This window comes from uncultured Caulobacter sp., assembly GCF_947036865.1.
In the GTDB taxonomy this organism is placed as follows: Bacteria; Pseudomonadota; Alphaproteobacteria; order Caulobacterales; family Caulobacteraceae; genus Caulobacter.
Map to the genome: position 1 here is coordinate 39,311 of NZ_CAMQSF010000011.1, position 14,453 is coordinate 53,763.

A 14,453-nucleotide genomic window follows, 5' to 3' on the forward strand; every position below is an offset into this window, starting at 1 on the left:
GCTCCTACCGGTGCGGCTCGACGTGATGGCCGCCGTAACGCAACACCTCGACCTTCTCGAAGGTGACGAGGCCGATGTCCTTGAGATCGTCGAGCTTGGTCAGGAACTCGCGCAAGCGGGCTTCCTCGTCGACGAACTCGATCACCACCGGCAGGTTGTCATTGAAGTCCAGCGGCCGAGGCTCATGCATGCGCGCGGACTCGCCAAAGCCCTTGCGGCCGCGCAGGACCGTGGCGCCGGCCAGTCGATTGGCCTGCGCGCGCTGGACGATGACGTCCATCAGGGACCGGTCGCCGACCAGGGCGTTTTCGTCGGTGTAGATGCGGAGAAGGACCGCTTGTCCGGGGGTTTGCATAGGCGTCTCCTCTTGGTGATTACGGCCCCCGAAGGCTTGGCCCTCGGGGCGTTTGAAGGTGATGCGCCGGCGCGACGCTGTGGGGGCTGAGGGGCCGCGCCGGCGCCCCGGCTAGTGCGTCGTGCTCAAATCCGACGCGGCCGGACCCTCGTCTGGGGTCTTCCGACCAGACCCCAGTTGGAGGATGAGATTGGCGATGGCGGGCAAGACGAGCAGGGTCACGGCGGTGGCCGTGACCAGGCCGCCGATGACCACCATGGCCAGGGGCTTTTGCACTTCGGCGCCGGTCCCGCTGGCCAGGGCCATCGGGATGAAACCGATGGCCGGGACGAGGCCCGTCATCAGAACCGGACGGAAGCGCTCGACCGAGCCCTCGTAGATCGCCTGGGCCACGGGCACGCCCGCTTCGAGGCGCTCTCGGACGCTGGTCATGACGACCAGGCCGTTGAGAACCGCGACGCCGGCCAGAACGATGAAGCCGACGGCGGCCGAGATCGAGAATGTGATCCCCGTCAGCGCCAGGGCGAACACACCGCCCGAAAGTCCGAGCGGGATCGCCGCGAACACCGAGGCTGCGGGTCCGAACCCGCCCAGCGCCATGTAGAGCACCAGGAAGATCAGCGCGAAGCACAGCGGCACGACGATCGACAGGCGTTGGGTGGCGGCCTTCAGGTTCTCGAACTGGCCGCCCCAGGTCAGCCAGTAGCCGGTCGGAAGCTGGACGGCTTCGACCTTTGTACGGGCTTCGGTGACGAACGAACCGATGTCGCGGCCCCGCACGTTGACCTGGATGACCACCCGGCGCTTGCCGTCCTCGCGGCTGATCTGGTTCAGACCATCGGAGAAGCGGAACTGCACCAGCTCGCGCAGCGGCACCGAACGTTGCACACCACTGTCGCCGGCCGGCAGCATGACCGGCAGGGCGCCCAGGGCGTCCAGGTCGTTGCGCTGGGCCATCGGCACGCGGACGGTGATGTCGAAGCGGCGGTCACCCTCGAAGACATCGCCTGCCTGGCGCCCGCCCATGGCCGTGGCCACGGTGTCGGCGACTTGGTCGATGCTGAGACCAAAGCGGGCGATGGCGGCCCGGTCGAACTTGACGTCCAGGGTGGGAGCCCCGCCGACCTGTTCGACGCGAACGCCTTCAGCGCCTTGGATCGACTCCAGCACCGCGCCGATCTTGGCGGCGGTGGCGCTCATCTTGTCCAGATCATCGCCATAAAGCTTGATGGCGACGTCACCGCGCACACCGGCGATCAGCTCGTTGAAGCGCATCTGGATGGGCTGGGTGACTTCGAAGCTGTTGCCCAGCAGCGGCGCGACCTTGGCCTCGATGCGTTGAACGACACCGGCTTTGTTCTCGACGGTCTTGGGCCACTCCTTTTGCGGCTTGAGGATGATGAAGCCGTCCGAGGCGTTGGGCGGCATCGGGTCGGTGGCGACCTCGGCCGTGCCGGTCTTGGAGAACATCATCTCCACTTCAGGCAGGGACGAGACGTTCTTTTCGACCTGGCGCTGCATGGTCAGCGACTGTTCGAGCGCCGTCGACGGGATCTTCAGCGAGCCCATGGCGACGTTCTTTTCGTCCAGCTGCGGGATGAACTCCTGGCCCAGCGTCGTGTAGACCACGCCGGCGACCAGGAAGAGCGCCACCGCGCCGCCGATGAACGGCCAGGGACGATCGACCACGCGCTTCAGGACAGGCTCATAACGCTGCCTGGAGACGGCGATCACCTTGACTTCCTTCTCCGAGATCTTGCCGCGCATCAGGATGGCGACGAGAGCCGGAACGAAGGTCAGCGACAGGATGAAGGCCGCGCCCAGGGCCAGCATGATGGTGATGGCCATCGGCGAGAAGGTCTTGCCTTCCACGCCCGTGAAGGTCAGCAGCGGGGCGAAGACCAAGAAGATGATCGCCTGGCCGAAGACGGTCGGACGGATCATTTCCTGGGCCGCGCGCAGCACGGTTTCCAGGCGTTCGGGCAGTCGCAGCAGGCGGCCTTCGTGGTGCTGGCGCTCGGCCAGGCGTAGCAGACAGTTTTCGATGATGATGACGGTGCCGTCGACGATCAGGCCGAAGTCCAGCGCCCCCAGGCTCATCAGGTTGCCGGGCACCTTCAGCTCGTTCATGCCGATGGCCATCATCACGAAGGACAGCGGGATGATCAGCACGGCGATGAAGGCCGCGCGGACGTTGCCGAGCAGCAGGAACAGGGTCGCGGCGACCAGGATGGCGCCTTCGGTCAGGTTGCGTTCAACGGTCTTGATGGTGGCGTTGACCAGCACCGAGCGGTCGAGCGCGGTGGTGATCACCACGCCATTCGGCAGGGCCTTGCGAACATCGACGAGCTTATCGCCGACCGACTTGGCGACCGAGCGGCTGTTTTCGCCGATCAGCATCAGGGCGGTGCCGACAACGACTTCTTCGCCGTTCTTGCTGGCTGCGCCGGTGCGCAGGTCACCGCCGACCCGCACGGTGGCGACGTCCTTGACGGCGACGGGCACGGTGCGGCGGGTGGCGATGATGGCGTTCTGGATCTCGTCCAGCGTGCGCACCCTTGCGTCGGCCCGGACCAGATAGGCCTCGCCCGCGCGCTGGATGAAGTTGGCGCCGACGGAGAGGTTGGCGCCTTCCAGGGCCTTGGCCAGATCGGTGTAGGAGACGCCGTAGGCGACGAGCTTGGCCGGGTCGGGTTCGACCACATACTGCTTTTGGAAGCCGCCGATGGAGTCGACGCCGGCCACGCCCTTGACGGTGCGCAGTTGCGGACGAACGACCCAGTCCTGGATGGTGCGCAGATACGCGCCCTGCGAGGTGGCGTCGGTGAGGCGTTCGCCCTCCGGCGTCAGATAGGCGCCGTCGCTCTGCCAGCCGGTCTGGCCGTCACGAACCTTGGCGCCCTTGCCGCCCGGATTGGCGTACTCGACCGAGTACATGTAGACCTCGCCGAGGCCCGTGGTGACGGGCCCGATCTGCGGCTGGATCCCGGCTGGCAGGCTATCGCCCGCCTGGGTCAGACGCTCGGCCACCTGTTGGCGGGCGAAGTAGAGGTTGGTCTTCTCCGAGAAGATCGCGGTGACCTGCGAGAAGCCGTTGCGCGAGATCGAGCGGGTGGTCTCCAGGCCGGGGATGCCGGCCAGGGCCGTTTCCACCGGGAAGGTCACCCGCTTTTCGATTTCGACCGGCGAAAGCGCGCCGGCGACGGTGTTGATCTGCACCTGGTTGTTGGTGATGTCGGGAACGGCGTCGATGGGCAGCTTGGTCAGCTGCCACGTGCCGAGGAGTGCGATGATGACGGTGAGAAGCAGGACGTACCAACGCCCCTTCACCGACATCGAGAGTAAGCGACCGATCATTTCGGCGTGTCTCCAGAATAGCGGTTAGGGGTCAGTCTTCTTCCGAGCTCTTGCCGAGTTCGGCCTTGAGCAAGAAGGCGTTCTTGACCGCCAGGGTCTCGCCGCCTTTCAGACCATCGACGATGACGACACGTCCGCCGCTGCGCTGACCGGCCAGCACGTGCTGGACACGGAAGCCCTCCTTTGTCCGCACGAACACCACGTCGTTGCCGTTGACCGTCTGGACGGCCTCTTCGGACACGACGATCCCGCTCGAGGTCGATTGGCGCGAGGTGATGCGGGCGCGGACCAGCTGGCCCGGCTGCAACTGCCCTGCCCCGCCCGTCAGGGTCAGGACGACCGTGGCGCTGCGGGTTTCCTCGTTCACGCCTGGCGTCACGGAGCGGACGACGGCGGTGCGGGTTTCGCCGCCGGTCGTCTCGACGATGGCCTGGTCGCCGGGCTGAATGCGCCGGGCGTCGACGGCGGTAACCGAGGCGTTGACCTGGATCTTGGCCGGGTCGGAGATGCGGAAGAGTTCGGTCTCCGGCGCGACGAAGGCGCCCAGGCTGGCGGTCATGGCGGTCACGCGGCCGTTGATCGGGCTGATGACGGCGACATAGCCACCCGATACCGCCGAGGCGCCGGCCGCGGTCGCGGCGCGACGGGCCTCGGCCTCGGCCACGGCCACTTCGGCCTGGGCGGTCTCATAGTCCTGGCGCGGGCTGACCTTCTGTTCGAAGAGACGCTTCTCACGGGCCAGGTTCTTGCGGGCCAGGTCGGCCTTGGCCGAGGCGACGCTGCGGTCGGCCGAGATCTGGGCGGCCTCGCGGCTGGAGACCAGGGCCAGGGTCTCGCCGGCCCGCACGGGGTCGCCGAGGCGCTTGGTGATGCGGGTGATCGAGCCGGCGGCGCGGGCGGTCAGGGCCGCCTCACCGCCCGGTTCGGCTTCGACGGTGGCCTGAGCGACGACCTCGGCGGCCAGGCCGCCAGTGTTGACCGTCTGCAGCTGGACGCCCGAGGCGGTGATACGCTCGGGACCCATGGCCAGGTTTTGCGGTCCGGCCGCTTCCGCGGCTGCCGCGGGCTTTTCGGTCGCCGGTGTCTCGGCGGGTTTGCCGCCGGACATCTTTCCGACCGAGAAGGCGGCGATGGCGACGACCACGACGGCCGCGCCGCCCAGCAACAACTGCCGGTTCGAGGAATTGGACTTGGGCATCAACGGTCTCCGAAGAGGCGGCCTTGCAGGCGCGCCAGGTCGGCCTCGGCGCGGACGCGCGCCAGCTGGGCCTGGATGGTTTGGTCGCGCGCTTCGGCCAGAGACCGGCGCGCATTGATCAGCTCGACCAGGGGGGCCTTGCCGGACTCGTAGGCGATGCGGGTAAGACGGAAGGCTTCGGCCGCACTGGTTTCGCCTTCGCTCGCCGCGTTGGCCCGCGATTGGGCGGCGCCGAGCTGGAACCGGGCCGTGCGGATGTCGGCCTCGGCGTCGAAGCGGGCAGCGTTAAGCCGGGCCTCGGCCGCCTGCAGCTCGCCCTGAGCGGCGGTGATGTTGCCGCGGTTCTGGTCGAAGACCGGGATGGGCAGCGAGACGCCAGCGACCAGGGCCGTGGAGTCGTCGCCGCTAAAGCGGCGAATGCCAGCCGATACCGTGACGTCCGGCACCGCGCGGGTTCGTTCGATCCGCACCCGCCGGGCGGCGGCTTCACGGTCGGCTTCCGCCGCTACGACCGCCGGGGTCGACAGCGCATCGATGTCGCCGGGCTGGCTCGTGACCTTGGGGCTGGTCAGCAGGCTGTCGCTCAGCGAGGTGAAGGGCGTTGCCGACCCGACGAGGGCTGTCAGCCGCGAGAAGGCGCCGGTCCGTTCGGCCCGAGCCTCTTCTCGGGAGGCCCGCGCGGCGGTCAAGGCCGCTTGAGCCTGCAGGGTGCGTAGCTCGGCTTCCTTGCCGGCGTCGACCATGACCCGCGAGGCGCGCAGCGTCTCGTCGGACAGGGTCACGGCTTCGTCAGCCAGGGCGACACGACGTTCGGCCGCCTCGGCCAGGGCGTAGGCGTCGGCCAGGGCGAAGGCGAAATCAGCCTTGGACTGAACCAGGCGCGCCCGCGCCGCATCGAGAGCGGCGCGACCGGCGGCGACCCGCGCGTCGCGCTTGCCCCCGACTTCGAGCGGCTGGCTCAGCTGGAAGGTCGTCTCGGCATTGTTCGTACCGCTGTAGATCCCCTTGCCGCTGAAGTTCTCGACGGTCACCCCGGCAGTCGGATTGGGGCGGGCGCCGGCCTGGCGGGCCAGACCTTCCGCTTGACGAACGCCGGCCGCCGCTTCGGCGAGCCTGGGCGCATTGGCCTGCGCTTGAGTAAGCAGGTCCTTGAACGGCGGCGCCGGATCGGCGGCCGCGCCGGTCGCGGACGCCAACGCGCCTACGATCGCGGCCGCGCTCACGGCCGCGAAACGCAGCCGCCCACGCATGATGAGAGTCATGAAGATGTGTTCCTAGAGATTGAGACGCAGACGGTCCGCCGCGATGGGCGGAAGGGTCGCGTCAGGCTCTAGGCGGACGATCCAGAAGGACGGGGCGCTCGATCAGCAGGCCCTGGTCCTGCACGGGCTGCCAGGCGGCACGGTCCTCGAACGCGACCGTCTGGGGCGCGAACGACACCGGCAGGCTGATGCTGTGGGCCGAGCAATGGCCCGTACAGGCCGCGAGGGTCTTCTTGACAGGGACCTTTTGGTCGCCCGCGACCTTGATCACGGCCGGGGCCTGGACGTTCGACGCCATGACCTGGGAGGCCACGGACGTCTCGGTTTCCAGAGCCGCGTGTTCGGCCGGGCCGCAAATGACGATGCCCATCAGGAAGACGACGGTGACGAAGAGCGCCACGGCCTTACCGAAGGTGAAACGCACGGGCTGGCCACGGCGCGAGCGCCGCTTTGCGGCGTTTCCGCCGACTTGCCAGCCATGGAGTGCGAGTCCAACCATCCTGAGCTGGCATACCTCTGCTTAGCCGAGATTGAAATGCGTTATATGATTACATGTTATACAATTACACTGAGTGACGACTTGATGCGCCGCAGCGAACACTGAGAAAAGCTAGGCAATACCTAACATCCCCGCCCCAGAACTTCGCCACGACGCGCCAAGATGCCGCATCCAGAAACTCGACCTAACGCCCCGTCGGATAGGGCACGGCCTGCAGGTTGACGTAGTAGGCTTCGAGATCCGTGCCCGCGCCGTCCACCGGCTGCATGACCAGGGCGATATCGTGCCGCCCCTTGGGCAGGGTGAAGACGAAGGACCCATCGGCCGGCTGACGGTCGTGCTCGTAGCGATCGACGGTCTGGACGCTGGGCGCCCCGACATTGACCCGCTTGACGATAACCGGCGCCTGGTCGTTGACCCGCAACAGCGCGCGGACCGAACAAGGACACCCCGCCCCGGTTTCGGCGGCCAGACCGCTGGTGAAGCTGACCATGACGTCGGCCTCGGCGTCCAGGTCCAGCCGGACCTTGCCGACATCGGTCGCGGCCTTTGGGTCAAGCGCCGTCCCGTGGCGATTGGGTGTGTTGAAGTAGGCGATCGCCTTTCGGCTGACGCCATAGGCTGCGGGCTGCTCGGTTGTCGCCGTCGCGGGGGCGTGGGCATGGCCATGCGCGCCATGATCCTGGGCCAATGCCCCATGGGACGCCGCCAGCCAGAGGAGACCCGCCAGGATGGCCGGGGGGAGGATTGCGCGCATACGGGTTCTCCAGGACGGAGAGGCCCTCGCCTCTCCGTCCGCTGGGGTTAGAAGCGATAGCTGGTCTTGATGTAGTAGGTGCGGCCGTTGACGCCGTACGGCGCGACATAGGCGTAAGGGAAGATGCCGTTGTTGTCGGAGCCGTTGGTTCCGGCCGCCACGCTGGCCGCTGTCGAGGCGATCTGCTTTTCAGGATACTTATCGAAGACGTTGTTGACCCCCGCCGACAGGCGCAGCTTGTCGTTGACACGCCAGGCCACGTCCAGGTCCGCGACGATGTCGGCGCGGAAGCGCTGGATAATGTCGGAATTGGCCGAGCCGGGCGCCGAGGGCACCACGGTTACATTGTAGCCGGGGATCAGTGCAGCAACCTGGGCCTGGGTCTTGCCGGTTAGGCCCACCTGGCTGACCTGGCCATAACGCGTTCCGGTCAGGTTGACGCTCCAGGGCCCCTTCTCCCAGTTGAAGTTCAGGGTGATCTTGTCCTTGGGCGTGCTGTCGGTGGTGCGCACCTGCTGGGTGAGGTCAAACAGCGGCGTGGCGATGCCGAGCGCGGCGAGCGGCGCGGGCGTCCCGGCCACGCGATCGAGGCGGGTCTTGTTGAAGTTGGCCGCCAGGGTCGTGGTCAGCTCGCCGAAATCGCCCAGGCCCGCCTTGTGCCGGACGGTCACGTCGACCCCGGTGGTGGTGGTGTCGACCGCGTTGCTTTCGAAGGCGACGGCCGAAATCCCCGAATAGCCTTTGGAGGCCAGCAGCGTGGTGAGCGCCGTGCTCTGGAAGTTCGACGACATGACGATGCGGTCGTCGATAGCGATCCGGTACCAGTCGACGGAGCCGGACAGACCAAAGCCTTGGAACACCGCGCCGACCGAGATGTTGTCGGACTTCTCGGGCGTGAGCGGCTTGGTGCCGACCAGCGCCCCGATGGCGGTGTTGACCGGTACGGTCAGGATCTTCAGCGGCTGGCCGTTGACGAAGCTGATGTTGGTGTTGCCGAAGTACGACTGGGCCAGCGCCGGAGCCCGGAAGCCAGACCCCGCCGAGGCGCGCACCGCCAGGCCCTCGAACAGTTCGAACCGTCCGGCGACCTTGTAGTTGGTCGTGCTGCCGAAGTCGGAGTAGTCCTCGTATCGAATGGCCGCATCGATCATGAAGCGGTCGCCGAAGTCCTTCTCGATTTCGGCATAGAGCGCCTTGGCGGTGCGGTTGGCCGCGGCCGCGTCGGCGGGCGTGATGCCGCCGCCCGGCTGGGCCCCGACCGGGGCTGGTTTGCCGGCGTTGGGCCCATCCAGGATCAGGCCGCCGCCGTTGGCGTAGGACGCCAGCTCCCCGGCGACGAGGTCGTAGTAGTCTTTCCGGTATTCCGCCCCCAGGGCCAGCTTCAGGGGCGAGCCAAGGCCCAGATCCAGCTGACGGGTGAGGTCGAGGTTGGTTGTCCACTGGCGGAACCGCGAACCACCCCGATAGAAGGTGGTCGGCGTGGTCAGCCCCATCGAGACGTTGTTGGAATTGCTGTAGCCGATGTCGTTGATGCTGGTGCCCAGCCCCGTCGACAGGTCCCACTTGAAGCCCAGGACGTCGTCGCCGCGCAGGCCCAGGTTCACCGAATTGTTCTGCAGCTTGATGTCCTGCAAGGGCACGAAGCCGTCTGGATAGAGGGATCGGATGGTTTCATCCTGACCGGCCCGGCGGAAGAAGTTGAAGCTCGTTCCCTTCAGGCGATTGAAGCCACCGAACCCGTAGGCGGTGACCTGGTCGTTGATCGGCAACTCGCCGTTCAAGAAAACGCTGGTGTTGGTGTACTCGGGATCGCCGAACACCCAGATGTTCCGATCGACGGTGGCTTCGCGCGGATCGAGCGTGCCGCTCGACGGCGTCAAGCCAGTGCCGGACCCGAAGTTGGCCGAAGGCGCCACCGCGCCGCCGGCGGCGTTGCGGCCGAAGTACTGCTGGCGGGTGTCGGGCGCGGCGCGGTCGGAGTGTTCGTGGTCCTGGTACTGCACGGTCATGCGGATGACGCCGCCGTCGCCGACGGCGAAGCCCGCCCCGATCGAGCCCTGCAGATCACGTCCATCGCCCTGCGAGGTGACCCCGGCTTGGCCGTTGGCGGTGACGCCGATCGACTTATCCAGCTGCAGGTTCATGACCCCGGCGATGGCGTCCGAACCATACTGGGCGGCGGCGCCGTCCCGCAGCACTTCGATCCGGCTGATCGCGGCGGCGGGAATGGAGTTGAAGTCATAGGCGACGTCGCCCCGGCCGATCTGGTTGCCGTTGTTGAGGTCGGCCGAGGTGTGGCGACGTTTGCCATTGACCAGGACCAAGATCTGTCCGGTCGAGAGGCCGCGCATGGTCGGCGGCGTGATGAAGTCGAGCGCGCCGGCCGCAACGGGACGCGGAGTGCTGAAGCTGGGCACGGCGACCTTCAGCATGTCCTGGAGGTTCGGCGCCGCCCCGCGGGTCAGCTCATCATTGGTGATGGCGTCGATCGGCGTCGCCGAATTGATCGCGGTGCGACCGCCAAAGCGCGAACCGGTGACGACGACCTCCTCCACCTGGGTGTCGGCGGCCGTGGCCTGGGCCATCGCGTCCGACGCCGCAGCGCTCAAGATCGAAACGCCCACGCCCGCCAAAAGCCAGGCGCGACGCTTTCCCCCGTTCGAAGCCATATGAGTTCCCCTTCTTGGACGCTCTTGGTGAACGTCGGTCGCTCACGACGGTGTGGGGATGACGGTAGAATGACAATTGACGGGGGAACACCACTCCATAACTAACTGTTATAGGTCGCCCAGCGCCCACATTAGTAAGGGGCTGAAGCACAGTGCGAGGTCGCCCCGCGATTTTCTTGCCGCGACCTGACGCGATCCTGCGGCGCCGGCGCCCGATAATTGTGCGCCCGACGAATACCTAGCCGCTAGGCCTGGTTGCTGGACACGCTGGAGACGTGGGCCAAAGGCCGAAGAGCGACCGCCCCCATAACAACAGCGTATGGAGCCTTGCAGTCGGAGCCATTGTCACGCCGAGCGCAGCGGCCAAGGATCAGCACCGCTAAAGTCGCCGTGTCGAGGTTTCTCATGTCGTTTCGCCGCTCTGCCCTGCTCGCTCTTCTGTTGGGCGGATCGATGCTCGCGACCGCCCCGGCCAAGGCCGGATCGCCGGCTGGGCAAAGCGATGTGACGGCCATGCTCAAGGACCTGATCCGCTACGACACCACCAATGCGCCCGGCGACACGCGGGCCGTCGCCGACTACTTGAAGACCGTCTTCGACGCCGCCGGGATCCCCAACGAGATCATCTTGGCGCCCAACGGCAAGGCCGCGCATTTCATCGCCCGGCTGAAGGGCGACGGCCGCCAGCGCCCGGTGCTGCTGGCCGCCCATACCGACGTGGTCCCCGTTCAGAAGGAGCGCTGGAGCGTCGATCCGTTCGGGGCGGTCGAGAAGGACGGCTTCATCTATGGACGCGGCGCGCTGGACAACAAGGGCTCGGTCGCCGTGTTCGCCCAGGCCGTCCTGAAGCTTGCCAAGGACCCGGCGGCCCGGTCGCGCGACGTGATCTTTTTGGCCGAAGCCGACGAGGAACAGGGCCAGTTCAACACCAACTGGCTAGCTGAAAACCACTGGGACAAGATCGACGCCGAATTCACCCTGAACGAGGGCGGACGCACGGTGGGAAGCCCGGATGGCAAGGTCCGCGAACTTCAGGTCACCTATGCCGACAAGCTTACGCTCAATCTGAAGATCAAGACCCACGGCCCGACCGGCCACTCTTCCCGCCCCATTCCCATCACCAGCTCGGCCAATGGCCAGCTGGTAACGGCGCTGAATCGGCTTCAGTCGTACGAGACGACCGTGCAGCTGTCTCCGGAGGTCCGCGCCTTTCTGCAGAAGAAGGCCAGGTTGAGCAGCCCGGCCTTGGCGGCGGCCATCGACCAGCTGCTGAAGGCCAAGGACGCTCCAGCACGCGCCACGGCCGCACGCGTGGTCGTGGCCAATGATCCTGGCGGCTGGGGGATGGAGGGCTTGCTGCGCAACACCCTTGTCCTGACCATGCTGAACGCGGGCCAAAAGCCCAATGTCATCCCCGGCGACGCCGAGGCCGTGCTGAACGCGCGCCTGCTGCCTGGTCAGACCGTCGAGGGCTTCATCGCCGAGCTGAAGCAGGTGATCGCCAATCCCAAGGTCGAGATCGAGATCATCAGCGCCCGGCCCAAGGCCGAGATCGCCGCCTACTTCGACAAGCGCTCGAAGATCGCCCCGTCCAATCTCAACACGGCGCTCTTCAAGGCCTTGGAAGACAGCGCCCAGGCGACCTGGCCCGGTGTCTCCGTACTGCCGACCTTGCTGGTCGCCAGCACCGACGCCACGCCTTGGCGCGAACGGGGCGTGCCCGTCTACGGGATTGGAGCCCTCCCCGCCGATCCTGACAGCGCCAGCCGCATCCATGGCGATGACGAACGCGCCGGGATCGCGGACCTGCGCCAGGGGGAGGCCTTTGTTTTCGGCATTCTCAAGCGGGTGACGACCGCTCCAGCGGCGGCGACGGCCGCGAAGCCATAGACGCTACAGTCGAACTTGCCGCAATCCATGCGCAAACCTTATGGTTCTCGTCTGGAGGCGTGGGGCGGCATGAACTTTCGACATCTTGAGGTTTTCCGCGCGGTGATGATCAGCGGCTCGGCCTCGCGCGCCGCCGAGCTGCTGCAGATCACCCAGCCGGCGGTCAGCCGCGCCCTCTCCGATCTGGAGGCCTCGCTGGGCTTCAACCTCTATGATCGCGTCCGCGGACGGCTCGTGCCGACGCCGGAGGGGCAGCTGTTCTTTCGGGACGTCAACACCAGCTTCGTGGGTCTGGACCGTCTGCGCGCCTCGGCCGCCCAGATTCGCGACTTCGGATCCGGCTCCTTGCGGATCGCCAGCCATGCCGCGCTGGGCTCGGCCCTGGTGCCGCGCGCCATCGCCTCGTTCCGCGCCAAGCATCCCAAGATCGCCATCACCCTCCAGACCCCGTCCTCGACGGCGGTGCGCGACCTGGTGGTCCACCAGCAGTTCGACGTGGGATTGGCCGCCGACGAGGTCGATCTCTCGGGCGTCGACCATCGGGTATTCGGCAACTTCCGCGCCCTGTGCGCCATGCCGCCAGGCCATCCCCTCGCCCAGGAACCGGTCATTCGGCCCGAACATCTTCAGGGCGTTCCGTTCATTGCTCTCGCGCCGGAGGACCGAGCGCGCGGACGCCTAGCCAAGATCCTCGAAGCCGCCGAGGTCCACCCCGAGATCGTGGTGGAGACGCCCAGCTCCTCGACCGTCTGCGCCCTGGTGTTGGAAGGCGCCGGCGTTGGCCTCATCAACCCGTGCTCGGCCCACGGCTTCTCCGAACGCGGCGTGATCTTCCGCCCATTCGAGCCCGAGGTGCTGTTCCGGTCGTACCTGCTGTTCCGGCCGGACGCCCAGCGGGCCCGCCACGTGAACGCCTTCGTGGCCGAACTGCTGAAGGCCCGGGCCGGCATCGTCAAATCGACCGGCTCCTAGATCGCCAGCCTCAAGGCTTCATCGCCGTGGAAGCCCCCGTCGACGGCGCCCCTCTCCCGAAATATCAAGGCCTCGCCGATGACCAGTTGCCTGCTCGCCAAGTCCCCAGACCGTCTCGTGGCCGTCGCCGACGGGCGTCTGTCAGTCACTTCAAAGGGCGTACTGACCACCAGCCTCGACAGCGCCCAGAAGATCGTGGTGTTTCCGACGCGCTACGAGATACCGGTCGTCTCGGTGGGACGCTTCAGCCACTTCTCCGAGTACACGGGGCCGACCTGGCACATCGCCTATGCCGGCACCCACGCCTTGGTGAGCGAGATCCTTGACGGATTTCGCAGCCAAGTTTGCGGAAACCTTCGCCTGTCGAGAGGCGAGAATGGCGTCCCGACCTTTGACGAACACTTCGACCGGTCAAGGTCCTATGACGACAGCTACAACTTCGACAATGACGAATTGCCCAAGCTAGAACCCTGGGAACTGATCCACGAGTTCCGGCAGGTGGCGGAGGCGAAATCCACGGAGTGGGCCCTTAACCGCGCCTTCCCCGACTGCGAGTTCCTGCTGTTCGGCAAAGAACTCCAAACCCGGCGCTACGTGGCCCACAAGGCGGTCCCTCGGCATTTGGGCTGGAGTACGGGCTCGCGGGTCGAATTCGATTTCCACTTGATCAAGGACGGGGAACTGGCGGCGATCGGGTCGCCGGAGGTGTCGAAGCGCGCCTATGCCGACGCAGAGCTGATCGGCGGGCTGAGCGGCTGGAGCAAGGCGGCCGACGCCTTCGGAGACGGGTCGATGTTCGCCGACTTTGATCTCGATGGAGACCTCAATGCCAAGCCGACATCAAAGGCTCCGGCGCCGCCCCAGCCCGATCCGGCGGACTGGGGGACCAACAAGGTGCAAGAGCGCCTGATCGAGCACGTGCTCGGAGCCGGCGACGCCGGCGTCGGTGGCAAGCTCACAATCGCCACCGGCGGCTGGTACGGCGAGATTCAGATTGAGAAGCGCTGATCTGACTCGTCACGCGACCTCAATAATGGCGTCGACCTCGACGGCGAAGCCCAAGGGTAGCTGGTAGACGCCGACGGCAGAGCGGGCGTGACGGCCGACGTCGCCGAAGACTTCGACCATCAGGTCCGAGCAGCCGTTGATGACCTTGGGGATGTCGTGGAAGCCGGGACCGGCCTGCACGAAGCCGCCCAGCTTGATCACGCGGACCAGCCGATCGAGGTCGCCCTCGCAGGCCGCCTTGAATTGGGCGATCAGGTTGATCCCGCAGAGCCGCGCGGCCGCCACGGCCTGGTCGATGTCGACGGCCTCGCCGACCACGCCCTTGATGCCGCCACCAACGTCCAGCGAGAGCTGGCCGGAGATATGGACGATATTGCCCGAGCGGACCGACGGCACGTAGTTGGCTACCGGCGGGGTTAGGGCCGGCAGCACGATGCCCAGCTGTGCGAGGCGTTGATCGATCTTGGGCATGGATAGGCTCCTTGC

The 14,453-nt window shown here is 66.6% G+C and carries 11 protein-coding genes; 3 read left to right on the top strand and 8 right to left on the bottom strand.

The window, feature by feature from the left end; genetic code table 11:
* Window positions 1-4 precede the first annotated feature (4 nt).
* The 7 genes from Q0V34_RS08865 to Q0V34_RS08895 form a co-directional block, all read right to left on the bottom strand.
* Window positions 5-355, bottom strand: coding sequence for a DUF190 domain-containing protein (locus Q0V34_RS08865; RefSeq protein ID WP_066684438.1), 351 nt, complete (start codon window positions 353-355; stop codon window positions 5-7).
* A gap of 111 nt (window positions 356-466) precedes the next feature.
* Window positions 467-3,712, bottom strand: a complete 3,246-nt coding sequence (locus Q0V34_RS08870; RefSeq protein ID WP_099503337.1) for a CusA/CzcA family heavy metal efflux RND transporter — start codon at window positions 3,710-3,712, stop codon at window positions 467-469.
* A 31-nt stretch (window positions 3,713-3,743) separates the two neighbouring features.
* Window positions 3,744-4,910 (bottom strand): efflux RND transporter periplasmic adaptor subunit, encoded by a 1,167-nt coding sequence (locus Q0V34_RS08875; protein ID WP_099503335.1) that lies wholly within the window; start codon window positions 4,908-4,910, stop codon window positions 3,744-3,746.
* Window positions 4,910-6,172, bottom strand: a complete 1,263-nt coding sequence (locus tag Q0V34_RS08880) for a TolC family protein (protein ID WP_062100102.1) — start codon at window positions 6,170-6,172, stop codon at window positions 4,910-4,912. Before Q0V34_RS08880 ends, Q0V34_RS08875 begins: the two co-directional genes overlap by 1 nt.
* A gap of 61 nt (window positions 6,173-6,233) precedes the next feature.
* The gene (locus Q0V34_RS08885) at window positions 6,234-6,596 is read right to left on the bottom strand and encodes a hypothetical protein (protein WP_062100101.1); all 363 of its coding nucleotides are present in this window, start codon (window positions 6,594-6,596) and stop codon (window positions 6,234-6,236) included.
* 259 nt (window positions 6,597-6,855) lie between these two features.
* Window positions 6,856-7,428, bottom strand: a complete 573-nt coding sequence (locus Q0V34_RS08890) for a hypothetical protein (RefSeq protein WP_062100100.1) — start codon at window positions 7,426-7,428, stop codon at window positions 6,856-6,858.
* Window positions 7,429-7,475: 47 nt separating this feature from the next.
* A complete protein-coding gene (locus Q0V34_RS08895) occupies window positions 7,476-10,037 on the bottom strand; it encodes a TonB-dependent siderophore receptor (RefSeq protein WP_197426802.1) in 2,562 nt (853 codons plus the stop codon).
* 513 nt (window positions 10,038-10,550) lie between these two features.
* Between Q0V34_RS08895 and Q0V34_RS08900 the strand changes: the two genes are divergently transcribed.
* From Q0V34_RS08900 to Q0V34_RS08910, 3 genes are all read left to right on the top strand, one after another.
* Complete coding sequence (locus tag Q0V34_RS08900) at window positions 10,551-11,987, top strand: M20/M25/M40 family metallo-hydrolase (RefSeq protein ID WP_168193665.1); 1,437 nt, start codon at window positions 10,551-10,553, stop codon at window positions 11,985-11,987.
* A gap of 69 nt (window positions 11,988-12,056) precedes the next feature.
* A complete protein-coding gene (locus Q0V34_RS08905; RefSeq protein ID WP_062100097.1) occupies window positions 12,057-12,959 on the top strand; it encodes a LysR substrate-binding domain-containing protein in 903 nt (300 codons plus the stop codon).
* 78 nt (window positions 12,960-13,037) lie between these two features.
* Window positions 13,038-13,967: a hypothetical protein gene (locus Q0V34_RS08910; protein WP_062100096.1), complete on the top strand. Its 930-nt coding sequence runs from the start codon at window positions 13,038-13,040 to the stop codon at window positions 13,965-13,967.
* A 9-nt stretch (window positions 13,968-13,976) separates the two neighbouring features.
* Here the strand turns inward: Q0V34_RS08910 and Q0V34_RS08915 are convergent, their stop codons facing one another.
* A complete protein-coding gene (locus Q0V34_RS08915; protein WP_062100095.1) occupies window positions 13,977-14,438 on the bottom strand; it encodes a RidA family protein in 462 nt (153 codons plus the stop codon).
* Window positions 14,439-14,453 lie beyond the last annotated feature (15 nt).